This window comes from Leptospirales bacterium, assembly GCA_019694655.1.
Classification (GTDB): Bacteria; Spirochaetota; Leptospiria; order Leptospirales; family Leptonemataceae; genus SSF53.
The window spans coordinates 225,612-251,000 of the sequence record JAIBBN010000002.1 but is presented as its reverse complement, the minus strand read 5'-3'; the positions used below and the strand labels follow the sequence as shown (position 1 = coordinate 251,000).

The 25,389-nt window shown below is 57.9% G+C and carries 22 protein-coding genes; 16 read left to right on the top strand and 6 right to left on the bottom strand.

Going from position 1 to position 25,389, the window contains the following annotated elements:
* Nucleotides 1–72 precede the first annotated feature (72 nt).
* A complete protein-coding gene (locus K1X75_04395; GenBank protein ID MBX7057280.1) occupies nucleotides 73–339 on the top strand; it encodes a hypothetical protein in 267 nt (88 codons plus the stop codon).
* A 21-nt stretch (nucleotides 340–360) separates the two neighbouring features.
* On the opposite strand, the gene clpB is transcribed toward K1X75_04395, so the two are convergent.
* Nucleotides 361–2,928 (bottom strand): ATP-dependent chaperone ClpB, encoded by a 2,568-nt coding sequence (gene clpB / locus K1X75_04390; protein MBX7057279.1) that lies wholly within the window; start codon nucleotides 2,926–2,928, stop codon nucleotides 361–363.
* On the opposite strand from clpB, the gene K1X75_04385 reads away from it, so the two are divergent.
* The 11 genes from K1X75_04385 to K1X75_04335 all read left to right on the top strand — a co-directional run bounded on the left by K1X75_04385 (nucleotide 2,927) and on the right by K1X75_04335 (nucleotide 15,141).
* Nucleotides 2,927–3,208 carry a hypothetical protein gene (locus K1X75_04385; protein ID MBX7057278.1) on the top strand — a complete coding sequence of 94 codons (282 nt, stop codon included), beginning with the start codon at nucleotides 2,927–2,929 and terminating at the stop codon, nucleotides 3,206–3,208. The two genes, clpB and K1X75_04385, sit on opposite strands and share 2 nt — an antisense overlap.
* A 172-nt stretch (nucleotides 3,209–3,380) precedes the next feature.
* Nucleotides 3,381–3,953 (top strand): cytochrome c family protein, encoded by a 573-nt coding sequence (locus K1X75_04380; protein ID MBX7057277.1) that lies wholly within the window; start codon nucleotides 3,381–3,383, stop codon nucleotides 3,951–3,953.
* A 34-nt stretch (nucleotides 3,954–3,987) separates the two neighbouring features.
* Nucleotides 3,988–7,236 carry a TAT-variant-translocated molybdopterin oxidoreductase gene (locus K1X75_04375; protein MBX7057276.1) on the top strand — a complete coding sequence of 1,083 codons (3,249 nt, stop codon included), beginning with the start codon at nucleotides 3,988–3,990 and terminating at the stop codon, nucleotides 7,234–7,236.
* A 25-nt stretch (nucleotides 7,237–7,261) separates the two neighbouring features.
* Nucleotides 7,262–8,659, top strand: a complete 1,398-nt coding sequence (gene nrfD, locus K1X75_04370; GenBank protein ID MBX7057275.1) for a polysulfide reductase NrfD — start codon at nucleotides 7,262–7,264, stop codon at nucleotides 8,657–8,659.
* A 56-nt stretch (nucleotides 8,660–8,715) separates the two neighbouring features.
* Entirely contained in the window at nucleotides 8,716–9,408 is a 693-nt protein-coding gene (locus K1X75_04365) for a DUF3341 domain-containing protein (protein ID MBX7057274.1), read from the top strand.
* A 43-nt stretch (nucleotides 9,409–9,451) separates the two neighbouring features.
* The gene (locus tag K1X75_04360; protein MBX7057273.1) at nucleotides 9,452–10,090 is read left to right on the top strand and encodes a cytochrome c; all 639 of its coding nucleotides are present in this window, start codon (nucleotides 9,452–9,454) and stop codon (nucleotides 10,088–10,090) included.
* 14 nt (nucleotides 10,091–10,104) lie between these two features.
* A complete protein-coding gene (locus tag K1X75_04355) occupies nucleotides 10,105–11,409 on the top strand; it encodes a hypothetical protein (protein ID MBX7057272.1) in 1,305 nt (434 codons plus the stop codon).
* 22 nt (nucleotides 11,410–11,431) lie between these two features.
* Entirely contained in the window at nucleotides 11,432–12,343 is a 912-nt protein-coding gene (locus K1X75_04350; GenBank protein MBX7057271.1) for a cytochrome c, read from the top strand.
* 30 nt (nucleotides 12,344–12,373) lie between these two features.
* Complete coding sequence (locus tag K1X75_04345) at nucleotides 12,374–13,924, top strand: hypothetical protein (GenBank protein MBX7057270.1); 1,551 nt, start codon at nucleotides 12,374–12,376, stop codon at nucleotides 13,922–13,924.
* The gene (locus K1X75_04340) at nucleotides 13,924–14,616 is read left to right on the top strand and encodes a cbb3-type cytochrome c oxidase subunit II (GenBank protein ID MBX7057269.1); all 693 of its coding nucleotides are present in this window, start codon (nucleotides 13,924–13,926) and stop codon (nucleotides 14,614–14,616) included. The genes K1X75_04345 and K1X75_04340 overlap by 1 nt, the downstream gene beginning before the upstream one ends.
* Nucleotides 14,617–14,649: 33 nt before the next feature.
* On the top strand, nucleotides 14,650–15,141 hold the full coding sequence (locus tag K1X75_04335; GenBank protein ID MBX7057268.1) for a cytochrome c: 492 nt from the start codon (nucleotides 14,650–14,652) through the stop codon (nucleotides 15,139–15,141).
* Here K1X75_04335 and K1X75_04330 read toward each other — a convergent pair.
* Nucleotides 15,103–17,097 carry a DHH family phosphoesterase gene (locus K1X75_04330; protein ID MBX7057267.1) on the bottom strand — a complete coding sequence of 665 codons (1,995 nt, stop codon included), beginning with the start codon at nucleotides 17,095–17,097 and terminating at the stop codon, nucleotides 15,103–15,105. The two genes, K1X75_04335 and K1X75_04330, sit on opposite strands and share 39 nt — an antisense overlap.
* A gap of 114 nt (nucleotides 17,098–17,211) precedes the next feature.
* On the bottom strand, nucleotides 17,212–17,661 hold the full coding sequence (locus tag K1X75_04325; GenBank protein MBX7057266.1) for a membrane protein insertion efficiency factor YidD: 450 nt from the start codon (nucleotides 17,659–17,661) through the stop codon (nucleotides 17,212–17,214).
* 9 nt (nucleotides 17,662–17,670) lie between these two features.
* On the opposite strand from K1X75_04325, the gene K1X75_04320 reads away from it, so the two are divergent.
* On the top strand, nucleotides 17,671–18,567 hold the full coding sequence (locus tag K1X75_04320) for a hypothetical protein (GenBank protein MBX7057265.1): 897 nt from the start codon (nucleotides 17,671–17,673) through the stop codon (nucleotides 18,565–18,567).
* Between the two features lie 8 nt (nucleotides 18,568–18,575).
* Nucleotides 18,576–19,265 (top strand): methylthioribulose 1-phosphate dehydratase, encoded by a 690-nt coding sequence (gene mtnB / locus K1X75_04315; GenBank protein MBX7057264.1) that lies wholly within the window; start codon nucleotides 18,576–18,578, stop codon nucleotides 19,263–19,265.
* On the opposite strand, the gene K1X75_04310 is transcribed toward mtnB, so the two are convergent.
* From K1X75_04310 to K1X75_04300, 3 genes are read right to left on the bottom strand one after another with little or no spacing between them, the layout of a single operon-like run.
* On the bottom strand, nucleotides 19,187–20,332 hold the full coding sequence (locus K1X75_04310; GenBank protein ID MBX7057263.1) for an A/G-specific adenine glycosylase: 1,146 nt from the start codon (nucleotides 20,330–20,332) through the stop codon (nucleotides 19,187–19,189). The genes mtnB and K1X75_04310 overlap by 79 nt on opposite strands.
* Nucleotides 20,307–21,263: a tRNA epoxyqueuosine(34) reductase QueG gene (gene queG / locus K1X75_04305; protein MBX7057262.1), complete on the bottom strand. Its 957-nt coding sequence runs from the start codon at nucleotides 21,261–21,263 to the stop codon at nucleotides 20,307–20,309. The genes K1X75_04310 and queG overlap by 26 nt, the downstream gene beginning before the upstream one ends.
* The gene (locus K1X75_04300) at nucleotides 21,260–21,883 is read right to left on the bottom strand and encodes a PilZ domain-containing protein (protein ID MBX7057261.1); all 624 of its coding nucleotides are present in this window, start codon (nucleotides 21,881–21,883) and stop codon (nucleotides 21,260–21,262) included. The genes queG and K1X75_04300 overlap by 4 nt, the downstream gene beginning before the upstream one ends.
* 113 nt (nucleotides 21,884–21,996) lie before the next feature.
* Between K1X75_04300 and K1X75_04295 the strand changes: the two genes are divergently transcribed.
* Both K1X75_04295 and K1X75_04290 read left to right on the top strand, forming a co-directional pair.
* A complete protein-coding gene (locus tag K1X75_04295; GenBank protein MBX7057260.1) occupies nucleotides 21,997–23,817 on the top strand; it encodes a hypothetical protein in 1,821 nt (606 codons plus the stop codon).
* A complete protein-coding gene (locus K1X75_04290) occupies nucleotides 23,814–25,388 on the top strand; it encodes a Ppx/GppA family phosphatase (GenBank protein MBX7057259.1) in 1,575 nt (524 codons plus the stop codon). The genes K1X75_04295 and K1X75_04290 overlap by 4 nt, the downstream gene beginning before the upstream one ends.
* Nucleotide 25,389 lies beyond the last annotated feature (1 nt).

The window sequence follows — 25,389 nt, the reverse complement described above, 5'->3', positions numbered from 1 at the left end:
CCGCCGCCTTTGCCGTCGCCGCTCGATTACCCTGCGTACCTGCGCGCCGTCACGCCACGGGTTTGCGCAAAGATGCTCCAATGCTATGCAAAACTGACATTTACAATTCCCGCACGCTACCGGACGGCTATGACTGTAGAAGGATGCCGCGACGCAGCGCTGGAGAATATCGATCAAAAGATGCGCTACCAGACAGAGAGTATCCGCGCCTGGAGCGTCCTCTGCTACGATGCCATATTGAAGTCCGACTGCAGTCAAATTGGAACGGCGGCCTTCTTCAATCCGGCCTGCGTTCGGCTGCGCGATGAGTCGACGCAGGCGTTGCAGCGGCGACCTTAGCGCCGCTGCAACAATCTTCAGTTATCCTTTCAGTTTCAGGCGTTCACCATCGGCTACCAATTCGTAAGTCTTCTCCGAATCAAACTCGCCTTTCAGAATAATCCGGCTCATCAAGTTGCCGGCTTGCTGCTGGATCAATCGCTTCAGCGGCCGGGCGCCAAACTGCGGATCATAGCCGCGGCGGGCCAGCCATTCCATGACTGCCCTTTCTGCGCGGACATGCAATCCTTGCTCCTTTGCTCGCTGAAATAGTAATTCGAGTTGCAATTGGACGATCGTCAAAAGCGACTCCATCGAGACCGGCTGGTAAAATATGATTTCATCAAGCCGGTTCAAAAATTCTGGTTTGAAACGGGAGCGCAGCTCTTCGCGTACCAGTCCTTGTTTTTGCTCTTCGCCCAATCCATCCTGCATCAGATGCTGGCTTCCAATGTTGGATGTCATGATAATGATGACATTTTTGAAGTCCACCATGCGTCCTTTGCTATCCGTTAGCCGGCCATCATCAAAGATCTGCAAAAAGATATTGAATACATCGGGATGGGCCTTTTCGACTTCATCGAAAAGGATCACCTGGTAGGGACGTCGCCGCACTGCTTCCGTTAGCTGTCCGCCTTCATCATGGCCGACATAGCCCGGAGGCGCGCCAATCAATCGCGCAACTGAGTGTTTCTCCATGTATTCGGACATATCGATGCGCAGCATCGCGTTCTCGTCGTCGAAAAGAAATCGCGAAAGGGCGCGCGCGGTTTCGGTCTTGCCAACGCCGGTAGGCCCCAGGAACAGGAATACGCCGACGGGACGATTGGGATCAGAAAGCCCGGACCGCGAGCGCTGGATCGCGTCGGTAATGGAATGCAACGCATCGTCCTGTCCCACTACCTTCTGACGCAATTCATCGAACATGTTCAGCAATCGATCCTTTTCTCCTTGCATCATGCGCGATACGGGAATGCCAGTCCAGCGGGCAACGATGCTGGCGATGTCTTCATAAGCGACTTCTTCTTTCAGATACTGCTTTTGCTTCTGCTGAATGGTTTGCTCCAGCGACTTCATCTCGTTTTCAAGGGCCGCGAGCTTGCCGTAGCGAATTTCCGCGACCCGGTTGAAGTCTCCGCGACGCTCGAAATCCTTCTCTTCAATGCGCAGTCGATCGATCTCTTCGCGCAGTTGTTTCAAGCGTTCCACCTCGCGGTGTTCCGCCTCCCATATCCCTTTCTTTCGGGTGAAATCCTCTTCCAGATCTGCAAGCGTCTTCTCCACCAATTGCAGGCGCTCTTGAGAAGCCTTGTCCTTCTCCATTTTCAGCGCCTCGCGCTGAATTTTCAGATGCTGGATTTGCTTTTGAACCGTATCCAGTTCCTCGGGAAGCGAATCCAGTTCAATGCGCAATTTCGAGCAAGCTTCATCGATCAGGTCGACGGCCTTGTCCGGCAGGAAGCGGTCCGTAATGTAGCGGTCCGAAAGTTTAGAGGCGCCAATGATGGCGCCATCGGTAATATGAATTCCGTGGTGCAACTCGTAGCGATCCTTTAAGCCGCGCAGAATCATGATGGTTTCATCTACCGTCGGTTCTTTGACAAAGACGGGTTGAAAGCGCCTCTCCAGCGCCTGGTCTTTTTCAATGTATTTCTGATATTCTTTCAGCGTGGTCGCGCCAATGCAACGCAGCTCGCCGCGTGCGAGGGCCGGCTTGATCATATTGGAAGCATCCAGCGAACCTTCCGCGGCCCCCGCGCCCACAAGGGTATGCAACTCATCGACAAACAATACGACGCGACCATCTGACTTCTGCACCTCGGTCAGTACAGCCTTGAAACGGTCCTCAAATTCGCCGCGGTATTTGGCGCCGGCGATCATCGCGCCCAGGTCCAGGGTATAGATCTCTTTGTCGCGCAAGCCTTCAGGCGTCTCGCCGGCAACGATCTTGCCCGCCAGACCTTCCACAATTGCTGTCTTGCCCACGCCCGGTTCCCCGATCAGGATCGGATTGTTCTTGGTGCGCCGGGACAGCACCTGCATGATGCGACGAATCTCCTCGTCGCGGCCGATAACGGGATCCAGACCGCCTTTGCGCGCAGCGGCATTCAGATTGCGGGCGTATTTCTCCAGGGCCTGCATGGTCGCTTCGGGATTTTCACTGCTGACTGTTTGACCGCCGCGCAAATCGCCGACAGCGCGCTCGACGGCATCGGGGCTCAGGCCAAGCCGCGCAAAATCAGCAGCGAGGCGTTGCTGGCGGTCATTCAGGTAGGCCAGAAGCAAATGCTCTGTCGAGAGATAGGCATCCCCGCGCTTGCGGGCAATTTTCTCTGCAGCTTGCAGCATGCGCACAAAAGCCTGGGAGGGTCGAGTTTCGCCGCCCTGGGCGCGCGGTTGGCGCTGGATCACGTCGTCCAACAATTTCTCCAACGGCTCCACATTCAGTTCGAGCCGGTTGAGGATCATTGGTCCGATGCCATCATGCTGGCGAAAAAGAGCTAACAGGACGTGCTCGGGAGTCACCTCTGGATTTTGTGCGGCCTCCGCAGCATTCTGGGCATCCTGTATGGCTTCGTTGCCTTTCTGAGTCAGTCGATCCAGGCGCATGAATTCCCCCTGTTCTGTCTTTATTTTTGAGCTGCAGACCGGTCTTTGCCCTCGCCAGGGCCGTGGTTTTGAGACAAGCTCTCAAATTGTGGACCCGCTGGACGCAGCTCGTCAGATGCTGCTGCAGAGTGTCCCGTTCCGCCTGCTTGTTCCAGATGCAGAAGCGGCGCCAGCGAACCTCTGCCTCCAATTGGCGTTCAAGCCGCTCGCCAATTCATACGCACGCCATTTCGGCAGTGGAGCTGCAAATATTTCCGCTGTCTTCGGTCATTTCGCCTGAATCCAATTGACATAGCCTGGTCGGAAAGATTTCTGGAGCCGCACGCTTTGCGTTGCAGCGGCGGTTCAATTGCACGCCGACACGAAGCGGTCCGCCGCTTGCGTTCGGTTTAGCGCGGCGTCGCGGCGGGGGCGGCGAATTCGGGGCGGTAACTCAGCTGAGTTTTTTGTAGATGAACGCACTTGTCACTGTAATCCGCAAACACCTAATCAAACTGATCCTGATCTTCTCATCTCTGGGGTTGATCTACTGGATCTATGTAGTAGATCCCAAGTATCAGGGCTACGCTGCGGATCAGCCGATTCCATTCAGCCATAAGATTCACGCCGGCGAGCTAAAGATGGACTGCCAGTTTTGCCACGTCTCGGTGGAACGCGGTCCTGCAGCGTCGGTGCCGGATACCGCGACCTGCATGCGCTGCCATGAATATGTGGCTGGCGACAGTCGCTACATACAATACCTGCGAAGCACCTACGCCAGCGGCGAGCCGATGCGCTGGCTCAAGGTGCACGATTTGCCGGATCATGTGCGCTTCAGCCATAAGCCGCACATCGCTGCTGGATTTCAGTGCCAGCAATGCCACGGCGATGTAGCGCAGATGGAAAAGATCGAGATCACCACGGCTTTTAACATGGGCTGGTGCGTGAACTGCCACCGTGGGAATATGCATGTTGTGCAGCCAGGCGAGCAGCCCGGTCACAATGTTACAGTTCATTTGGCGGAATGCGGCACCTGCCATTACTGATGCGCTGCGGGAATTTCAGAGCTACCGGGAACGTATGAACAGAACTGATCGGGAAACGAAACAGAAACGCTACTGGCAATCACTCGAAGAAAAACAAGGACAGAAGTCCTCCGATTGGTCGCGGCCCGAGTTTCCGGAGAATATTGAAGAAATCCGCCAGGCAGACCGCGGGCATTTTTCCCGTCGCAACTTCTTAAAGCTGATGGGCGCTGGCGCTGTGATGGCCGGCGCGGCGTGTCGGCGTCCGACTGAGCAAATCGTACCGGCTGTGATCCAGCCGGTAGAGAATACTCCGGGATTGCCTTCTTTCTATTCAAGTGTTACACCCGAGGGCATTGGCCTGATCATCCGCACACGCGAAGGGCGGCCGGTCCACCTTTCAGGGAATGCTGATCACCCGCTCAGCGGCGGCGGTATCAGCGCCTCCGATGGGGCGGCAATCATGGATCTCTATGATCCGGATCGGCTGCGTCGCGCTGTGAAGTTGAATGGCGGGCGCAAGCAGTCGGCTACGGAAGCCGAGGTTCTGAGCGAGGCGCGCGGCAAGTTGCGCGAGGGCGGTTATGTTCTGATCAGCGGGCCGCTCAATGGCCCATCGAGTCGCGCTCTGGTGGGCGAGTTCATGCGCGCTTTTCCGGGCGGACGGCTTGTGGAGCTGCGAGCGGATCCCACGTTGCGCCAGATTGCCGCCGGTCAGCGCGAATGCTACGGAGACGATCTGATTCCGTACTACCGTTTTGATCGAGCCGATTTGATTGTTTCCATCGATGGCGATTTTCTGGGCACAATGCTGCTGCCTGCTGTCTTCACGCGCGACTACACTTCGGGACGCGATGTTCGTCGCCGCGGCGGACGCTTCAATCGACTGGTCGCATTTGAGTCGATGTATACCGTTACCGGTTCCAATGCGGATGAGCGCTTTGCGATCCGCCCGGGCGATCAGGCGCTGCTCGCGCTTTGCCTTGCCGCACAAATTGCCGTGGTCAGCGGCCGCGGCGCCGTCGCCGGCAAGGCGCGCAGCATCCTGGAAAACTACACGCCTGCAAAAGTAGCTGCAGCCCTCAATCACGGCGAGGGCCTTTACGAGAAGGGCTCGTTTGAGAAAAATATTGAGCGAATCGCAGGCGAGTTGTGGGACGCGCGCGGCCGCAGTCTGGTGGTGGGCGGTTCGCCGCTTGCCGCCAACGGCGCCAACGCCGCCGGTCAAATTGCTATCAATCTGCTAAACTCCTTGCTGGAGAACGACGGCAAGACCGTCGACTACGGAACGCCAATTCTGCAAAGCCCCGGAATATCTGATTCGGAGCTGCAATCGCTGGCGGCAGATATGGCCGCCGGGAAGATTCGCAGCGTGGTGCTGGCCGGGAGCAACCCGTTTTACCACGCCCCCGCTGGAATCGACATGAAGAAAGCGCTTGGCGGCGTCGCCTACAAGCTCAGCATCGTGGACCGACTCCAGGAGAGCGCCTTGCTGGGCAACGCAGCCCTTCCGCTCAGTCATTTCCTGGAAGCCTGGTCCGACGCAGAGCCAGTCAAAGGAATTCTATCCGTTCAGCAGCCGGCCATTCGCCCGCTGTACCAAACTCGCTGCCTGGAAGATTGGTTGATCCAGCTGGCGGGCGGCGAACTTGGCGGGGCAAAGTCCTTCCACGACTATATTAAGGCCCGCTGGCAAGGCTTTGCCCGCGGCGGCTTTACTCGTTTCTGGAATTCTGTTCTGCAAAATGGCTACTATGCTCCAGGTCGCGCGGCGCTGCGGGCTACGCGCGCAGCGCGCAATTTCCGCGGCGAGGCCGCCGAGAAGTTGCCCGCTTCTCCATCCTCTTTGGCGCAAACGCTTGAGGGAACCCGGTTGATTCTTGGGCTCTATTATGGAGTGCAGGTAGGCGATGGCTCGCTGGCCAATAATGCCTATCGCCAGGAATTGCCCGATCCAGTAACAAAGATCGTCTGGGACAACTTTGTCGCAGTGCTTCCGGCCACTGCCCGCCGCCTCGGCTGGAAGCAGGACGATCTCTTGACGGTGAAAACCGACGGAGGCGCACTCCAACTTCCTCTGCATTTGCAGCCTGGCCTTCATCCGCAGTCGGCGCTGGTCGCTCTTGGCTACGGTCGCAGCGCAGCCGGAAAAATTGCCGACAACGTTGGGCAGAATGCCCTGGGCCTATCGGTACGCGGTCCTGATTCATTTGCTTTCAGCGGCATGGTCGCGCAGCTGTCTGCTACCGGGGATCAGTACCATCTAGCGTCTACGCAAACCATCTACCGTAACGGATTCAATGATCAGGAAAAGAACCCGCTGACGCCGCAGGGAGTGCTCAACGTTCCCTACAGCGGCTCCGGGCAGCTGGATCGTCCCATTCTTCGCGAGACCACGCGCAAAGAGTACGCATCGGGTCAGTTCAAGTTACGTCCAGAGGCGCTCTACTATCCGACTGCTTCGCTGATGCCGGAGTGGAACTACAAGGACGTCCGCTGGCATATGGCAGTGGACCTCAATCAGTGCACCGGCTGCGGGGCCTGCGTAACCAGTTGCAATATCGAAAATAACATTCCAATGGTCGGTCACGATCAGGTGCGCCGCGGACGCGAGATGCACTGGATGCGTATCGATCGTTACTTCTCTGGAGAGGAAGCGAATCCGGATGTGGCGCATCAGCCGATGCTCTGTCAGCATTGCGAAAATGCGCCCTGCGAGAATGTCTGTCCGGTGGCGGCAACGCAACACAACAATGAAGGCCTCAATGTCATGGCTTACAATCGTTGCGTTGGAACACGCTATTGCGCCAACAACTGTCCCTACAAAGTCCGCCGGTTCAACTGGCATGAGAACTGGAACTACTGGGAAGGCTTCCGCCGCAGCGCTGCCGATGGCGCAGTGGGCGGCGCCACCTCCGGGGCCAGCTTCAGTCAATTCTGGGGCGGCAATCGCGGCGAAATCCGCGACCCGCAGCATCTCGGTCTGAATCCGGACGTCACAGTGCGTACGCGGGGGGTCATTGAAAAGTGCACCTTCTGCATCCAGCGCATCGCAGCAGCGCGCCAGGAAGCCCATGCACGCGGAGAAAAGAACATCACTGATGGAACAGTGATAACCGCCTGTCAGGAAGTCTGCCCCTCCGGCGCGATAACTTTCGGCAACATTCTCGATGAAGAGAGCCGAGTCAAAAAGCTGGTCGAACGCGAGAAAGGAAAACGCGGCTACCAGGTGCTGGATTATCTGCTGGTGAAGCCCTCGGTCACCTATCTGGCCAAAATACGAAACAGAAATGAAAGCGCCTGATGGCGTTCGCCGGAACACTTAAACCATGGCAACTGTTGAACAAGAACCGCTTTCGCTTCCTCTGGTAGAGGGCGCAAAATCTTACCGCGATGTAACCAACGACGTCGCTCGACCGCTGGAAAGTTTTCCAACGAAACTATGGTGGTGGGCATTCGGCATTGCCGTAGCCCTCTTTGGAATGCTCTTTTTCGAGATTGGCAACCTGTTTGCCAATGGCATGGGCATCCTGGGCGTGAACGTTCCGGTCAGCTGGGGATCGTTCATTATCACCTTTGTATTCTGGATTGGCATTGGCCACGCCGGTACGCTGATTTCGGCGATCCTCTATATTTTCCGTCAGCAGTGGCGCACTGCCATCAACCGTTCAGCGGAGGCCATGACCATCTTTGCGGTAGCGGCAGCAGGCATTTTCCCTGTCATTCACGTCGGACGCGTATGGTATGTATTGCTATGGTTTCCGCCGATCCCCAATGAACGCGGATCGCTCTGGCCAAACTTCCGCTCGCCGCTGCTCTGGGACCTCTTTGCTATTTCGACCTACCTGACCATTTCACTGGTTTTCTGGTACCTTGGTTTGGTGCCGGACATTGCGTCTGTTCGAGATCGCATCAAAGAAAGCGACTGGTGGCAGAAAACACGCAAGGCAGTTTACTCAGCCTTGAGCCTGGGCTGGGTCGGCAGCGCGCGAAGCTGGGCGCACTACGAATCGACGGCCATGATTCTGGCCGGACTTTCGGCGCCGCTGGTACTTTCCGTACACAGTATCGTTTCCTTCGACTTTGCGACTTCGGTTATCCCTGGTTGGCATACTACCATCTTTCCGCCCTACTTTGTGGCCGGCGCCATTTTTTCCGGATTTGGCATGGTGCTTACGCTGCTGATCATCATGCGCGAAGTGTTCCAGCTGAAAGAGTACATCACTATCAAGCATCTGGAGAACATGGCCAAAGTTGTGACCCTGACCGGTATGATCGTAGGTCTGGCCTACACCACGGAGTTCTTCATCGCTGCTTACAGTGGAAGCCCCAACGAAGGCTTCGCCTTCATCAACCGGATGTTTGGCCCCTACTGGTGGTCCTACTGGATCATGGTCAGCTGCAACGTAATTTCGCCGCAGATCTTTTGGTTCAAGAAGCTGCGCACTAACGTATATGTTCTCTGGATTGTTTCCATTTTTGTAAACATCGGCATGTGGTTCGAACGCTATGTGATCGTGGTCACTTCGCTTCACCGCGACTATCTGCCCTCCAGCTGGGATATGTATATTATGACCATCCATGACTATTTAATCATGCTTGGTTCCTTTGGCCTGTTCTTCACTCTCTTCCTGCTGTTCTGTCGCTTCTTGCCGACGATTGCAATTGCCGAGATCAAGACGGTCATCAAATCGCCCGACGCAGCTCGAGGCTACGGGCGCCATTGAGCGGCGTCGCAGGAGGACCCCAGGCAATGAACACCACTTTAAGAAAGGCTGATTCGATGCTGGCGGCTCTGGCGCCCAGGCTGGACCGTTTCCTGCAAGCGCCGGTGGATGCGCTATTTCGCTTTCTGGACCGATTCTTTCAGTATACATACCGTGAGACAAACAAGGGCGTTTACGCCCTATTCAAGAGTCCGGAAAAGATTTCAGAAGCGGCGAAGGCAGCGCATGCGCGCGGCTTTACTCACTTCGATTGCCTGACGCCCTTCCCGGTGCATGGCCTGGAATTTGACATGGGCCTGAAGCGAAGCAAAGTTCCCTGGATTACCTTCTTCGCGGGACTGACCGGATTTTTCACTGCTCTGGCGCTGCAGACGGGCGTGCATGAGCAAGTCATGCCCAGAATCTTCGAATTCTTTGATGCTGTTCCGAACCTGCGATCCTATCCCTTGAATTTTGGCGGAAAGCCAACATTCTCCTGGCCGCCAATGGTGCCGATCTGGTTTGAGCTCACGGTGCTTTTTGGCGGACACACTACGGTGGCCGGATTGATTTTGCTGGCCAAGATGTTTCGACCGTCGCGCAAGCCGCTGCATCCTTCGATTACGGATGACAGCTTTTGCCTGTGGATCCCCAGCGATTCAGCCAACTACACTGAAGACGGCGTAGCCGATTTCATGAAGGGTCTTGGACCGAGCTACGTAGCTCGCGTTGACGGCGACCAGCAAACAACACTGCACGGAGCGGCCTGAGACCAGAGGCCAACGAGACCCAGGAATGAAAGGATCAACGCAGATGTTTTCTCGAATCGTGAGCATTCTTGTTCTGCTGGCAGCGCTGGCGCCGCTGACAAACTGCAACTATCGCGGCAATAAGTCCGGCATCCATTGGTTTCTGGATATGCAGGACAGCCCGGCGGTAGAAGCACAAGAGGAAGATTTCACCACACTGTCCAACGTGAAGGGCAGCGCCTGGGAACGGGGCGCAGACGAGCATGAGGCCTTTGGCGGTCCCGGCTCAGGCGTTCGCGTACCGCCGGAAGGAACCGTACCCAGAAACTTCGAGCCATATCCTTTTGCGGCAGCGGATTTTGTCGGCCCCCGCAGCTTGCACAATCCGCTGCCGAGCAGCGCAGAGGTCCTGGCGCGCGGCCAGAACCGCTACAATACTTACTGCGCCACATGTCATGGCTATACCGGCGCTGGCGATGGGCCGGTGACGCCGCGCTTTCCAGATATGCCATCACTGTTGACCGGCAAGATCAAGGACTGGAGCGACGGTGAGATCTTTCATATCGTCACCATGGGGCGCGCCCGCATGCGGCCCTACGCGTATCAACTGCCGGTGGATGACCGCTGGGCGGTAATCCGCTATGTGCGACTGCTGCAAAGCAGAGCGCCAGCCGGCGCAACCAGCGGCGGCGGGAACAACTGAGAGGGAGTACGGGCGTGTCAACCAGCGTAGTATCAGAAGAAAAATTGAAGTTTCGCATGCCTGGTCGGCTGCAAACAATCTGCCTGGCGCTGATCGGCGTGGGCCTTGCCCTGACGGTTGTGCTGGCGCTTGGTCTGGCGCCACATTGGACGCTTGGCGGGGAACACGCGGCCAGCGAGCATGCGGCTGAGCATGGTGCAACAGCGGCAGAGCATAGCGGGGGCGAACATGAAGCCGGGGCATGGAATCCGCGGTTTTTCTTTGCTATTCATCTGGCCGCGCTGGTTGCAATTCCGCTGGGCCTGGGCGGAATCTTCTTTGTAGCAGTGAATCACCTTGCCGGCGCAGCGTGGAATGTGACGGTCCGCAGGGTAGCTGAGAACTACTGGTGGTTCCTGCCTGTCCCTCTACTACTGATAGCCATAGTGCTCTTTGGCGGTGGAATGGATTCTGTATTCAGCCACTGGGTGCACGCACCGGCCACAGACGAGCTGATTCAGAAGAAGAGCTGGTGGCTGAACCGACCGACTTTTGAGCTCCGCAACGTAATCATTGTCTTGCTCTGGATCCTTTTTGGATTCTTATTCTGGAAGCAATCAACCAGTCAGGACGCGGACGGCCGTATTTCACGGACCCGGCTGATGGCCAAACTAGGCGGCGGCTTTCTGGTCTTTTTTGGACTCAGCTACTCCATCAGCGGCTGGGACCTCTCGATGAGCACCTATCCGCACTGGTTCTCCACAATCTGGGCCGTTTACATTTTTGCCGGCATGGCGCTGACGCTGTATGCCTCGCTGGTGCTATGGGTCTGGTATCTGAAAAAAAATGGCTACTACGGCGATGCGCTGAATGAGAATCACTTCCATGACCTGGGCAAGTTCATGTTCGGGCACACGATTTTCTGGACTTACATTGCTGTAAGCCAATACATGCTGATCTATTACGGCCATATACCCGAAGAGACGGTGTGGTATCAGTATCGACTGACAGGCGGTTGGTACTACGTAACTTTGTTGCTGGTACTTACTCGCTTTGTGGCGCCTTTCTTTTTGCTGGTGCGTCGCGAACCGAAGCGCGACTACAATTACATGAAGCGTGTGGCCATTCTGGTCTTGTTTGGCCAGGTGCTGGACATGTTCTGGATTCTCTATCCGGTACTGCACCACGATGGCGGAGTACCGGTTCTGCTGGCTGAATTGGGACCGCTGCTGATTGTGGGCGGTTCTTTTGTGCTCATCATTGGCAAGATGCTGGAAAGACACGCTTTGATACCGCAAAAGGACCCGCGGCTGGAGGAATGCCTCCACTTCCATCAGTAGGCTTTGCGTTGGGATGACTGATATGATCTTGAGAACTACTTTTTTTGTAGCTGCTGTCGGCTCATTGCTGCTGGGAGCGACGCATTGTCGCCCTGCTGACAAGCCGGTCTATGCAAATGATGCCGAAGTGCGATTCTTCGGTTCGGTGATGTATAATTCCGCCGGATGCGCATCCTGCCACGGCGTCCTCTTTGATGGTCACGGCAGCGATACGGCCGAACTCTCAGCCCGAGGCATTGTTACGCCAGGCTTCCGTGATGCCGAAATTCCTCCGGCGCGGACGCCCAATGACTTTTTTAAGACGATCACTGTGGGTAGCGAGCGCCTGCCCTCGCACGCTTTTCAATCCTATACGGACCGCGGCCGCTGGGCCATGGCCTACTTTCTCTACGCAATGACCAAGCAGCCAGTCGGCGCCGCTGCAGCGGAAAGAAATGCCGCCCTGGCGGCCGCTGCGAGCGAGACCCGGACGGCATATGCTGCTTCGCGACGCTGGGAAATGGGCTACAAGCCGATCGGGGAGCGACCGGCATCGCCGGATTTGCAAAGTATGCTTGGCGCTGCAAATCCAGTCGATCAGGGCTCGGCAGGCGCCGTGGATCAAGCGAGGCGTGACAGCGCCGCGCAATTGGCTGATCATCCTGCAGCCGAAGTGTACGCGCGCAATTGCTCCGGTTGTCATGGCGCTTTTGGCGAAGGACGCGGCGCCGCCCAGCGCTTTGGACTCTATTCTTGCAAAGCAGACGGCCGATTGTGTGGAGCCTATCTTTCCACAGCCGACCTGCGTAGCGCGCCCGGCGCGGCCAGTCTTGCCAGTTTTCGCGGCGCGCATGCAGATTCCAATGCATTGCATGTCAGCGGAATGGATAGCTGGACAGAGGATGAGTGGAATGATCTCTATTCCTATGTGCGAGGGCTGACCGGCCGCGAGTAGGCCGGATCAATTCTAATTGAGCTGGAACTCATGAAGCTTCTAAAGAGAATGTTTGATTCAAGCCGCAACCTGGATGGCGCTATTCGAATTGGCGCCGGAATTGGCCTGGCCTTTGGCGCGATTGGCGCCGTGCTCTACAGCCTTGGACGATTTGTCCTTGCAGTTCAGCCAGGCAATCTGCCGCTCCTATTTGACTACGGCTATCTGGCGCCGGTCGCTAATAACCTGCTGATCTTCGGCGGATTTTTCGGCGTATTCCTGGCGCTTTGCTTTTCCATTTTGAAAGATTCGTCCGGCGTCACGCCAAGACTGGCCCCCGCCGCCTGCCTCGCCCTTCTGCTCTATATCCTGGGCCTGCTGGTTGGCATCATTGGAATACTGGCAGGCGCCAACAGCGGTCGCGAGTTTGGCGAGCTGAGCTGGCCGGCCGATGAACTCTATCTGTTGAGCATACTGGCTGCCCTCGCGGCAATGATTGATGGCTTCAAGCAGTCCGGCAAATTTGATCTGCGCGGCGTTCTGGCCGTAGGCGGACTCTCAGGCATGCTGAGCACCTGGCTGATTGGCAACCTGGCTCTGCCTTACGGCCTGTTCAGCGCAGTAAGTCCATTCACCGGAATGCAGGATCAAGCTGTGCAAGAGGTCTACCGGCTTGGAGTTCTGGTTTACTTTATCGTAATCCCGATTCTAACCGGACTTTACTTCGCTATTCCTAAGTTTTACGGGCTCCGCGACTACTCGGCCGCGATGACCCATTTTGGGCTTGGAGCAACAGCAGTGGTTCTGCCGCTGGCGGCCGCAGGCGCCCTTGTATTCAGCGCCGCGCCGGGGCTGCTGCAAAACCTGGGCGTGGCCGGCGCGATTGCTCTGGGCGCGGCGATCCTTTCGCTCTCCTTTGGCGCTCACTACAGTTTTACCAGGGGCGCCACCAGAGTTCGATCCAATCATCTTGGCATGGCCCTGCGCTGGAGCGCTGCGTTGATCAGCGTCTTTGCCGTAGTGCGCATCCTGAGCGCCTTTCCGTCCGTTCAGGCACAACTTGGCTATACGGCGCTCGATCTTCGCAATATCATGATCGATGCCAGCATCTATGGCATCCTGGGAATGAGCGCCATTGGCGTATTGATCTACGAATTGAATCTTGGCCGCAGTAGCCCGCTGGCAGCGCGTCGAGTTCTAATGATCAGCGGCGGTCTGGCGGTTCTTGTCCTCCTGCTTACCTTTAGCCTGCAGGGTATTACACAAGCATTGCATCTGTCGGCAATGGAGGGCGAGGCCCTGGCGCACAAGGAGTGGGTTGAAGCGAATGCACGCGGTTCGCTGCTGGAGAAGCCGGCAACAACGCCGTTGATGACGGCTGGTTCGCCGGCTCCAGAACCCCCCTCTGAGGCGCTGCGCATTGCGATCAGTTTTCCGGGATTTGAGCTGGCCGGTAGCCTGCTGGTCGCGTTGTGTGCGCTGGCCGGCGCATTTGCGGCGCTTCTGGCGCGACTTGGCAGCCGTCCCTATACAACGTATTCCTTCAATACTGGCGTAGCCCGCAGCGCTGGCCAGAATGCTGCAGGTCACGGAGCCCACTGATGAGCGCACTTTACGAAAACATTCTGGCCCGCGTGGCCGCCTGCTTCCAGAATCCACAGCGCCTGGCTATTGCTCTGCTGGCGGCATCGCTGTTCGCCATCACCGCTGTCGTGTGGCTCCCGTTCCGACGTAACGCGCTCCCCAGCCACGGTTCGATGGCAAACCTTCATCCTCCGTCGCAGCTGGAAATTGCCGGCCAGCAGGTGTACTTTGAAGAGGGCTGCCAGTACTGTCACACGCAAGCCTTGCGCCCCATTGCGTGGGAAGCCTTGCGTATGGCCAATGCCGAATCCTATGGCTACTTTCTGGCGCCGGATATGATGGAATACTACTACGAAAGTCCCGCGATGCGTGGAAGCGTTCGGATTGGACCGGATCTGGCGCGCTTATCCGGTCGGATGGATGAATCACAGCTGCGCGGCTTGCTTCAAAGCAAGAAATCCGATACGCCCCGTGCTGTGTTCCACCGTTTTGGCCACCTGTTTCAAACTGACGATGGCCTCGATCCGCTTGGCTTGAGCTGGCGGACGCGTATGCAGATGAATGCTGGTTCGCCAATTTCTGATCCGCAACAGCGCAGCGCGTTCACGCAGCTTGCCGATCAAACGCGCGGCGACGCGCTGGTCGCCTACCTGCTCAGTCTTGGCAAACGACAGCGAGAATCCGCCGGCAAATTCTACGCCACGAATTGATCCAGATCCGAAGAGCGAGAGGATAGAGTACTGATGAGCCACAACGATACGAAGGGCGTTCCAAATTGGATCCTTTTTCTGTTTTTCGGCGCGCTGCTGGCCGGAGTCGGCTACGCAATTTTCATGCAGGGATTTCTGGGACAGAGCAACGCGCAAAGTTTGCGCGCCTCGCAGGGTCTTGATTTCGTGCAGCCGCGTTCCGTGGCGCCGCCGCCGCCGCGCAGTCCTGCCGCAATTGCCAGCGGAGAGAAAACCTACCAGCAGGTGTGCGTGGCTTGCCACGGCGCCAACCGCGAAGGCGGTGCCGGCCCTTCGCTCAGCGATGCAACCTGGCTGCACTATGACAACGAAGTTAATCTCGGCCGCTTGATCATGCGTGGCGTTCCTGGCGGACAGACAAAACAACCAAGCGGCACGCCGATGCCAGCCCGCGGCGGACAGTCGATCAGCGATGTTCAAGTTTGGGAAGTCGTGTACTATTTGAGCTCAAAGAACGGATCCATCGTCAAGGACGCCGCTCCCTGAGAGGGCTGCGGCGGATTGCACTTCTTCGACGCGGAATTGCAGGCGGCGACGACCGGCAAAGGCGCTGAGTTCAAGCGCCCCTACTAAGTCGATTGAACTGGATGCATCCAGCAATTGCTGGATTTTTGGACCCAGGCGCCAGGCGACGGCGTCGATCCTGGGATTCATCCCCTGAACTTGAAAGCGAAGGTGGAGTCCGTTCTTCATCGGCTTGATCTGGGCGGGTGTGACGTTTCTCAGGTGGAGCATTGGCGCCGGATTCCCAGGACCAAAGGGTTCCAGCTCGCTCAGCAATCGATAAAGTTCTTCGCTGATTTCGCCGGGTCGCACACTGATTGCAACGAGGGCGTCCCCCGGCGTCGCTGCGAATTCGGGAGCGGCGTAGCGTTCCTGAGGAAGTGAAAGCAGGCGCTTCTGAAGCTCAGCAATCCGATCCGGCGCAAGAGAGAATCCCGCCGCCTCCGGATGGCCGCCGTACTGGATCAGCAAATCGGCGGCATACTCCAGCAGCTTCACTGCATCTACGCCAGGCGTACTGCGCACGGAGCCCTTAGCTCGCTCCCCATCGAGGTTAACGTAGACGGCTGTCCGGTCATAGCGTTCGGACAGGCGCGCGGCGACGATTCCTGAAACGCCTGGCTTAAGATCCGGGTGGTAGCAGAAAAGCAATCCGGGGCCAATGCATTCCGGATGCGAACTCAACCACTGGTCGGCAATCTCCTGGTTTCTCCCGGTTCTACGCTTGCGCTCTTCGTTTAGTGCAATCAACTGTTGCGCCAGTCGCGCTGCTTGCGCTACATCTTCTTCCATCAAGAGATCCAGGGCCAGACGCGTGTTTCCCATCCGACCCGCGGCGTTCAGCGTCGGTCCGACCGACCAGGCGATATCGCGACTGAAAAGGACGTCGCGTTCCGGCAGATCGAGGCGATCGAGCAGAGCCCGTAATCCCGGACGGAAAACGCCAGCGCCGCTGCCAGAATTGTTTGCCTGGCCGCGCTGTGCAACGCGGGACCCGACGCGAACCAGCGTACGATTCTCTCCAACCAGCGGCGCAATGTCAGTCAGGAGTCCAAGCGCCGCAAGATCGCTGTGTCGCTGTGCAAAAGCACGCAGTCTGGGACGGGTCTGAATCAAGGCTGCCAGCAGCCTGCGACCGGCCTCCAGCGGTCGCTGCTGGAAGATCTCCATCGTGGCTGGATCGCAAAGGTCATCGCCGTAGAGCGAGGTCCACTCCCCCTCCGCCGCCTTGTCGAGACGCTCCCTGGCCGCTTCCAGCGACGGGGCAAGACCCAGATAGGCGCCCAGACGATAGACCATGCAGCCTTCGGGCGTCTCCAGATAGCAAAAGCGCCGCCAGTCGCGGGTGTGCGACAGGGCGCAGGCCAGCAGCAACTTGAAAGCCAATGCCACTGTCGCGATCTTGTTGTTGTGCTCGAAGACGGGCTGAGTGAGGCGCATTGGATTGACGAAGGCGCAGTGCAACGGATCGGCAATGCGATCGTGGAGCTGATGGTGATCGAGTACGATGATGCGCTTTCCAGCGCTGGCAAGGGCTGCAATTTCTGGCCCGTTGGAGGTGCCCATGTCCAGCAAGACGACAAGACGAGCCGGCGAAGCCATGACCTGATCGAAGAAGGCGCCGCTGAGTCCGTAGTCGTCGCCATCGTCCGAAACCATAAGCGCCACGCGTTCCGGCTCGGGGCTGTGCTCCCGCAAGAAAGCGGCGATCATCGCCGTTGAACAAACGCCGTCGACATCTCGGTCGCCGACGATCAGGGTTGGCCAGCCGCCCTCCTGGGCCTCGCGCAGCCAGGCGGCCGCCTTTTCAATATCAGGAAGATAGAGTGGCGAGTGAATGAAAAGCTGTTCGCCGCCAAAGGCCAGTGCATCCTCTCTAAGCATGCGGTAGGCCGGCAGCGCCAGCAGGGCCTCCACCAGCTCCTGGGAGCGACGCATTCTGCCTCCTTCCAGCGGAAGCGGCGACCGGACAAGAGTCATCGGGGACATAAGTCAATCTTATCCCTCCCTGTGACAAGAGCTTTGACTGCCCTTTACGACCCTCCAATCGATTCAGTTCGGAGCGCGTGACTCGGTCAAAAGCGATGGTCCCGGAGGCGAAGTCCAGGGCAGTGCGTCGGAGAGAGGGTCCTGGTAGCGTAGATCAGAACTTTGCAGCCTGGATGCTGGACGATAGCGCCCCTCCAGATTGCCAAATTCGCGAAAGAAAAGTCTTTCGATGGTAAGCAGAAAACCAACCAGACCGTAACGTTCGATGGCCTGCTCTCCGTAGGCAGCGCAACTGGGATAAAGCGGACATCGTGGTCCATCGTAGAGCGTGCCCCGCTCCCTGTGTTGCCGAATCAACGCAAGGATTGGCTTTGACCACACTGCAGCGCTCGCTTCGGAAACTGACTCGGGCTCAGATCGATCGGCGGGCCGGGCGCTGAAGCAGCCCAGAACTAGCGCGCAGGATAGGGCGGCAAGGTAGCGCACCGGTAGATGCTTGTCCGCCAGCGCCAATCGGCAAGCATGATCCTGATGCGTCTGACGGCCGCCCTGGTTGCCATTGCCACCTGCTTTCTGGCCTTGCGCAGCGCGCAGGCCCGGGGCGAGAGTGGCGATGGCTATTACTCGCGCAGGGACTTCGCTCTGGCGCAAGCAGCTTACATGCTGGAAGAGAATGGCGCCAGCGCTTCCGAGCTGGAGTCTTTGCGTTTAAAACAGGCTCTTGCCGCCATGCAGCGCGAAAGATTCCGCGAGGCGCTCACGCTGCTCGATCGCTACGACGACTTTTCCCAGCTCTATTTGCGGATGTATGCCAGCATGCGCCTGGGTTGGACGCGGCAGGCGCTGACCGAGCGAGATCGCATCGGCGCGCTGCCGGATTTGCCGGCCGCGTCTCGCGAGCAGACCGCACTTCTGGAAAGCGCAATCTTCCTTGAGCTAAACGCCGATGAAGAGGCCAGGCAACGACTGCTCGAATTGCAGAGCCATGCTCAGAACCAGGAGGTACAGCGCCGCAGCGGCGAGGCGCTGGATGCATTGGAACGACATCAGCAAGCGCCGCGCAAAAGCCCGCTACTCGCCAGTGTTCTCTCTGCCTTCTTGCCCGGCGCCGGCTACGTCTATTCGGACCAATGGGCGGACGGCGCGAGTTCTTTTCTCTTTACGGCGGCCACGGTTGGCCCTGCCCTCCTGCTTTATGACCTGGAGCGAGCAGCCAGCCGGCCCCATTCCGGATCGCTGGTGTTTGGTATCCTCGGCTTGATCTTTTATCTGGCCTCCGTGCTGGGATCAGCAAATGCGGCGCGGCGTTTCAATAACTTCCAGACGCGGCAATTTCATGATCAGGTGCGCGACGCCTTCTTCAATCTTGACTATGCTGCAGAAGCAAGCGGCGTTGTATTTGCCGTCGATCTTCAGTAAGATCTCTTATGGGTATCAAGATGGATGCTGCCACTGCGACCGGAGCCGATCCTCGTCTGTTGATTGCCGAGATGTGTCGCGGCTTTTATCGCCTGGGGTGGGTCAGCGGCACTGGCGGCGGAATTTCACTGCGACGCAAGGATCGCATTTATATGGCGCCCAGCGGGGTGCAAAAAGAGAAGATTCGACCCGAAGACGTTTTTGTCCTGGATAGCAGCGGCCAGATCATTGAGCAGGCCGCCGATCCCGCACTGAAACTGAGCGAGTGTGCGCCGCTCTTTCTTTCAGCATACGAGCTCTGTGAGGCCGGGGCGGTCTTGCATTCTCATTCTCCGAACGTAGTCTTGGCCACTTTGCTTGCGGAGCGCGTCGATTCTTTCCTTTCCGTTCTACGTTTTGCACGACAGGAGATGCTCAAGGGCATCGCCGGTCACGGCTACCTTGATATTTTCGAATTGCCGGTCATCGACAATACGCCGCGGGAGTGTGAATTGACGGAGACGCTGCGCGCCGCCATCCAACGGTATCCGCGCAGTCCGGCCGTAGCTGTGCGCGATCACGGCATCTACGTCTGGGGCCCAGACGAAGTCCGCGCCAAAACGCAGGCCGAATGCATCGACTATCTGTGCGGATTGAAATTGGAGATGCGCCGCCTCGCATTGCCGGATCCAGCCGATTCTGCCTCGGTTTCGCGCTGAAAATAGTCCAATGCCCGTGTGGTCATCGAACTCACGGCGATCTTGCGCGCCGCTTCCCAGCCAAGACGGCGCCAGCGACCAACTTCACCCGGCGCTGACCGATGGCCATTCCATTCGACCATTCGCACCTCCACCGCCAGCCGATGGCGGGTAATCGCATGCCGAAATCGAAGCACGGGGGCCCGTTCAATAGCTTCGCTTTTCTTAAGTATTTCCCCCAGGCCTGAAGTCTGAGTCCACGCGGTCCCGACCTCGCGCCAGCGACCGGGAAGATGCCAGGCGTCGGCCAGGAAGCGAGCCGCCGCGTCGCGTAAAAGCCAGACCTCCTTTCCCTGCCGAAGCAGCCACAGCTGCAGCTCCACATCGAGCGCCTGCATTCTGCGGGGGGGCGGATAGCGCGCAGCTAGTTTGGCCCCGCCGCGCTGGTACAGCAAACACTGGTCGCCCAAGGGACAATCTGCGCAGAGCGGTTGTCCCGGCCGACAGATCAATGCGCCCAATTCCATCATGGCCTGGTTGTGCAGGCCGGCGGCGATAGGGCCGCGATTCTCCATGGCCAGGGCGGCCAGCGCTCGCAGCCGAGGGGTAGTGGCCTGTGAAGATCGCCTGCAGCCGTGCAAGCGGATCAGCAAACGCGAAACGTTTCCGTCCAGTACGGGCAGCGCTTGGTTTCCAGCAATGCTCAAGATCGCCGCCGCTGTGTAGGGGCCAATGCCGGGCAAGGCCAGAGCCTGCGCCTCTTGCATTGGAAAATTGCCGCCGTGGTGCAGGACGATCTGTCGCGCTGCAGCGTGCAGATTGCGGGCGCGGCGATAGTAGCCAAGCCCGCTCCAGGCGGCCAGAACCTGCTCTTCGGAGGCTGCGGCCAGGCTGGCCAGATCGGGAAAGATGCGCAGAAACTCCACGTAGCGCATTTCCATCGCTGCGACGCGAGTTTGCTGCAGCATCGTTTCTGAAATCCAGATGGCATAAGCGTCGCTGCGGCGGCGAAAAGGCAGCTGGCGCGCTTTACTCTTGTACCAGCGGTAGAGCGCTGCGCAGTCAATCGGCTTTGCGTTGCCGATCAACTGCTTCGAAATTCTCTTTGAGCCGGACGAAGCCCGGTCGACGGAGGGGGCTGCCGCGCGTTTTTTCTTCCCATTCTTTTTCATCTGCTGGCCCGCCAAACTGCATCCAGTGTAGCGCTTCGGCGCGCAACTGGAAGTCTGGATCTTCGCTGTAGAGCTGGCGCGCTCGCCGATTGCGATTGTAGGGGCAGACTTCCTGGCAAATGTCGCAGCCGAATACCCAGGAGTCTGTCGCGCTGGCAATATCCGCATCATACTGGCTGCGTCGCTCAATGGTCCAGTAGGAGATGCAACGAGTCGGTTCGATGCGATATTCCTCAAGGGCCCCCGTCGGGCAGGCATCGACGCACAGCCGACAGTCGCGGCAGAGATCGGGCAGTGGTTGCTGGGGAGGCAGCTCCAGATTCCAGAGCACTACAACAATCAGGAAGTAGGAGCCAAATTCGGGATGGATCAAATTGGTATGCTTGCCCTGCCAGCCCAGACCGGCCTGGCGGGCCAGCACCTTCTCCGCCAGCGGGGCCGAGTCTACGCAAATTCTCCAGACCAGCCTCTCAGCGGTTGGCGGCAGATACTGACCGACCATCGCGACAAATCGTTCAGCCTTGCGTCGCAGCGATCGGTGGTAGTCGCGACCGCCTGCATAGCGCGCAATTTTGTAGCGCGCGCTGGCAAGGGCTTGCTCATGCTGCTGCGATCGATAGAGCGCAGCAAGCACGACGGCGCTACGCGCCTCTGGCATTATCAAGTGCGGATTGATTCGTAGCGGCAGGCTCCTGGCAAACCACTGCATGTCGCCCAGCTCTTTGGACTGTGCAAACTGCCGCAGTCGTTCGGCATCAGACTCCGGAATTCCCAGATCGGAGATTCGCGCCTCAACAAAACCGCACTGCTGGGCCAGCGAACGAATCTGTTCGGCGCCAGGGCTCACGCCTCCGTTTCCGGAATTTCGGCGTTCTCGGGGCCATCGCCAACAAAACGCTCCAGTTTCTTGCGCGTCTCATTGGATATGGTTGTAAATTGTATGCCGCATTCGTGCAAATATTCGTTGTCTTCCATCGTTCTGCACCAGGCGACCAGTCCCTGACCGATCACCCGAATGCGAGCCGAGCGGATATAGAAATCCAGAGAAATCAAAGCCCCGCGTCGAAAACTCTTGCGGCTGATCATTCGGAAGCCATCGGCGCTGATGTCCTGCATTTCCCCGTCATGACGGCCGGTCTCTGTCCACAGCGTAAAGTAGATGCGCATCTGCAGCGGCCTTCGACGGGCATCGCGCAAACGTCGGCGGTGGATGACCGCCGGTTTGTACAGGGTGACCTCGCCCTCTGGAGTGGCGTTGGCAACGGTGGTGGTCAGAGAAAATTCATGTCGATCTACCCTGAATTCGACAGAAAGCTCGAGTCCCTTTCGAAGTTCGGCGGCGCCCGGTGCATACAATCGGATGTACTGGCTGTCGAGGCCGCGTAGCAGAGTCTGGATTCGTTTGCCCTCCTCATTGTCTTCAAGGGGACATACACTGACCGGGAGGTCTTTGTGCTTCAAGGCCATCCCTGCCGATTTGCCAGGGCCGCCTGGCCTCTCTCAAGCACAAAATATCTGCCAGCGGAACGACAAGCGGTTGTAGTTGCCGCCTGATATCGCCGGACAAGAATGTACACCCGATGAATTCTACATCGACCGGCCCTGCTCTTTCGACTCTGCGTCGCCGAATTGAGCAGCGCGCAGCAAAGGTCCAGAGCGGCATGCGTCGCATATCATTGGCGCGTCTGGCGGCGGCGGCGCTGGCTCTACTGGCCGGATGGGCTGCAGCGAGCGGCTGGCTATCTCTTTCGGGCCTGTTCTGGGCAAGCTGTATCCTGGCTCTGGCGGCATTCGTGGCGCTGCTGTGGATCAACCAGCGCTGGCATCTGCGCTGGCGACAAAGCCAGGAGCATCTGCAAACCCTGCGCGCCGATGAGCTACGCACCGCGGGACGTCTGGCGGATATCGGCGCGCCCTTCACAATGCAAGTCGATCAAGCGCATCCATCCGCCGGCGACTTGAACCTGCTCGGCAGCTTCTCGCTTCATCAGTACACAGACCGTTGTGCTACTGCCTCGGGGCGAAGTCGACTGGCGGAGCTCTTGATCTCTCAGCCGGATCAGGATGCCCAGTCTAAGAATCGCTGGCAGGAGCGAAAAGAGGCCATTCGACAACTCAGTCGAGCGCGCACGTTTCGCCAGCGGTTTCGACGCTACGCCGCTGGCGAAACGGATTCCAATGCCGCGGCGCTACAGACGGACATCGAGGCCGTCTTGTTCGCTGGCGACGGCGTCGCAAATTGGTGGCGGGGCGGCGCTCTGGCGCTCTGCATTCTGTTTTGGTCATTGTTTATCTTGTATCAAATGTTGCAGATTGAAGCGTACTTTCTCTTGCTGATTCCGTTACTTTCAGGCGCCTATATCGCCGTTACGCTGCGATTTCGTTCGCTGGCTGCGCGGCTCGCGGCGCTGTCGCTGGAGTTAACGCGGGCAGATCGGCTTTTCAAATTGCTGGAGTCATACAGGCCTTCCTGCGAATACTTGCGCGCCTTAACCATATTCCGCCAGCGTCCGGCCGCTGCCATTCGCGAGTTGGCGGCCATCAGCGGCCAGTTTGCATTTCGTCGCAACCCGCTGCTCCATTTCCTCAGCGGCCTGTTGTATTTGCATGAATTGCATGCCGCGGCGCGCTGGCGGCGATGGCGTCAACATCATAGCGCCGTAGCGCGACTCTGGTTCCAGGACCTTGCCCTTTTCGATGCCCTGCAAAGCCTTGCCGGAGTACTGGATACCGATCGCAGCCTCTGTTTTCCGGAATGGTTCAGCGAGGACGAATCTTCACTGCGCCTGCAGGCGCGGCAGTTATCGCATCCCTTGATTGTTTCGGAACGGCGGGTGGGCAATGATATCGAGCTTGGCACAGAGCGGCCGCTCTGGCTGCTGACGGGCTCGAATATGTCCGGAAAATCCACGCTGTTGCGTTCGATTGGCGCCAATCTTACGCTGGCAATGTGCGGAGCGCCGGTTGCGGCCAGCAGTTTTCGGTTTCGACCGCTTTTCGTCTGGAGTTCCATGCAACAACAGGACAACCTGGCCAGCTCCGTTTCTCTATTCTACGCCGAGGTGCAGCGGTTGCGTTTGCTGCTTGAGGCTGCAGATCGTGCGGCGGCTTGCGCGCTGCTACTGATTGACGAAATGTTGCGTGGAACGAACGCCCGCGAGCGGACTGCCGCCTCCCGGATTATTCTGGAGCGACTGCTACGCAGCGGGGCCTCCTGCATTCTGGCAACGCATGATCTGGATCTGGCGGCGGAAGCCGCCAGTCGCACGCAATTCTATTCCTGCCATTTCGAAGAGACGATCAAGGATGGGCGTATGAGCTTCGATTACTTATTGCGACCTGGGCCTGTTGCCAGTGGAAATGCGCTGCGGATTCTGGAGCTGGAGGGCGTGCTGCCATGACGCTGTCGCAAACCCTGGCGGCCATAGACCTTGGCACCAATTCCTTTCATCTCGTTGTCGTGCGCTTTCGTGAAAATGGGAAATTTGAAGTTATAGGCGACGAAAAAGCGTCTGTTCGACTAGGCAGCGGGGCCGGAGATATTGAAGAGATTACGCCCGAGGCCATGGAACGGGGCTTGAGCGTGCTGGATCGCTTTGTTCAGATTGCTCGCAGTCATGGCGCCGATCTTCGTGCAGTGGCGACATCTGCACTGCGAGAGGCGCGGAACCGCGAAGAATTCCTGCTGGCCGCCCGCAATCGCTGCCAGCTCTCCATCGAAGTAGTTCCAGGGAAGGAGGAAGCGCGTTTAATCTACCTCGGCGTGATTCAAGCACTACCGCTTTTTGAGCGCAAGATATTCCTGATTGATATTGGCGGAGGTTCGACGGAGTTTATTGTCGGTCAGCACGGAGCGCCGCAATTCCTGACCAGCCACAAGATCGGCGCCATTCGGCTGAAGGATCGATTTTTTGATTCAGAGCCTCTGCGCCCGACGGCGGTTGAGGCATGCCGTCGATATGTGCGCGTAGAAATTGGCTCCACGCTGCAGCATATAGTCGGCATCGGTTTTGAAGCGGCTGTCGCTTCTTCTGGAACGGCAGAAACTCTGGCAATCATGGCAGCGCTGAGCCGCAATCGAGGTCAGGAAATTGACAGACGCGGCCTGATACTGTCGCGCAACGAACTTGATCTAGTGGTAGCGGCTTTGCTGGAGCAGCCAACGCATCAAAAACGCGCCCGACTCCCGGGTCTCGACGAACGACGGGCCGATATCATCGTCGGCGGCGCAATCCTGTTGCAGGAGACATGTCACGCTCTCAAGATTCAAAGCCTGTTGATTTCCCCCTTTGCGCTGCGCGAAGGCGTCATTTTTGATACGCTGCTGCGAAGCAATCGCGTTGCTTTGAACATTCCGGATATCCGGCGCGCTTCCGCTGTACATCTGACAGAGCAGATGTTGCGCCACGATCCGGCGGCGTTGCGATCCTCCAAGCACATTGCTCGCCTGGCCGAACAGATCTATCTTGAACTTCGTCGTTGCAGGCTTGTGCAAACCGGGGACCAGGAACAGGATACATTGCTCTTGAGCAGCGCCGCTCTGTTACACAACGTTGGCATGCTGATCTCGCACTCTGCTCATCACAAACACAGTTACTACATTATCAAGAACTCTGAACTTCTGCTGGGTTTTTCTGGCGCGGAAATTGAAATCATTGCCCAGATTGCGCGCTACCACCGCAAGGCGGCGCCGTCGCGCAAACATGCGGAATTCGCCCTGCTTGGCGCTCGCGATCAACAGCGGGTTCGACTGTTTTCCGGTATTCTGCGGCTGGCGGTAGCCCTGGATCGTGGAATGAGCTCGCGAGTGGAGAGCGTCGATCTGGAGCTGGAAGGGGAGACGCTGGTATTTGGGCTGCACGCCGCACAGGAGTCGGGTCAGAAGGCGGACATCCAACTGGAACGGTGGGCGGCGGAAGAAAAAATCGAGCTCCTGGCAGAATCGCTGAGTCGTACAATTCGTATCGCTTGAA

What these genes read in the sequence shown, in the direction of transcription:
- K1X75_04395 (MBX7057280.1), top strand. Translation starts at nt 73, where the DNA reads ATGCTCCAATGCTATGCAAAACTGACATTTACAATTCCCGCACGCTAC.
- K1X75_04385 (MBX7057278.1), top strand. Translation starts at nt 2,927, where the DNA reads ATGAATTCCCCCTGTTCTGTCTTTATTTTTGAGCTGCAGACCGGTCTT.
- clpB (MBX7057279.1), bottom strand. Translation starts at nt 2,928, where the DNA reads ATGCGCCTGGATCGACTGACTCAGAAAGGCAACGAAGCCATACAGGAT.
- K1X75_04380 (MBX7057277.1), top strand. Translation starts at nt 3,381, where the DNA reads ATGAACGCACTTGTCACTGTAATCCGCAAACACCTAATCAAACTGATC.
- K1X75_04375 (MBX7057276.1), top strand. Translation starts at nt 3,988, where the DNA reads ATGAACAGAACTGATCGGGAAACGAAACAGAAACGCTACTGGCAATCA.
- nrfD (MBX7057275.1), top strand. Translation starts at nt 7,262, where the DNA reads ATGGCAACTGTTGAACAAGAACCGCTTTCGCTTCCTCTGGTAGAGGGC.
- K1X75_04365 (MBX7057274.1), top strand. Translation starts at nt 8,716, where the DNA reads ATGCTGGCGGCTCTGGCGCCCAGGCTGGACCGTTTCCTGCAAGCGCCG.
- K1X75_04360 (MBX7057273.1), top strand. Translation starts at nt 9,452, where the DNA reads ATGTTTTCTCGAATCGTGAGCATTCTTGTTCTGCTGGCAGCGCTGGCG.
- K1X75_04350 (MBX7057271.1), top strand. Translation starts at nt 11,432, where the DNA reads ATGATCTTGAGAACTACTTTTTTTGTAGCTGCTGTCGGCTCATTGCTG.
- K1X75_04345 (MBX7057270.1), top strand. Translation starts at nt 12,374, where the DNA reads ATGAAGCTTCTAAAGAGAATGTTTGATTCAAGCCGCAACCTGGATGGC.
- K1X75_04340 (MBX7057269.1), top strand. Translation starts at nt 13,924, where the DNA reads ATGAGCGCACTTTACGAAAACATTCTGGCCCGCGTGGCCGCCTGCTTC.
- K1X75_04335 (MBX7057268.1), top strand. Translation starts at nt 14,650, where the DNA reads ATGAGCCACAACGATACGAAGGGCGTTCCAAATTGGATCCTTTTTCTG.
- K1X75_04330 (MBX7057267.1), bottom strand. Translation starts at nt 17,097, where the DNA reads ATGCGTCGCTCCCAGGAGCTGGTGGAGGCCCTGCTGGCGCTGCCGGCC.
- K1X75_04320 (MBX7057265.1), top strand. Translation starts at nt 17,671, where the DNA reads ATGATCCTGATGCGTCTGACGGCCGCCCTGGTTGCCATTGCCACCTGC.
- mtnB (MBX7057264.1), top strand. Translation starts at nt 18,576, where the DNA reads ATGGGTATCAAGATGGATGCTGCCACTGCGACCGGAGCCGATCCTCGT.
- K1X75_04300 (MBX7057261.1), bottom strand. Translation starts at nt 21,883, where the DNA reads ATGGCCTTGAAGCACAAAGACCTCCCGGTCAGTGTATGTCCCCTTGAA.
- K1X75_04295 (MBX7057260.1), top strand. Translation starts at nt 21,997, where the DNA reads ATGAATTCTACATCGACCGGCCCTGCTCTTTCGACTCTGCGTCGCCGA.
- K1X75_04290 (MBX7057259.1), top strand. Translation starts at nt 23,814, where the DNA reads ATGACGCTGTCGCAAACCCTGGCGGCCATAGACCTTGGCACCAATTCC.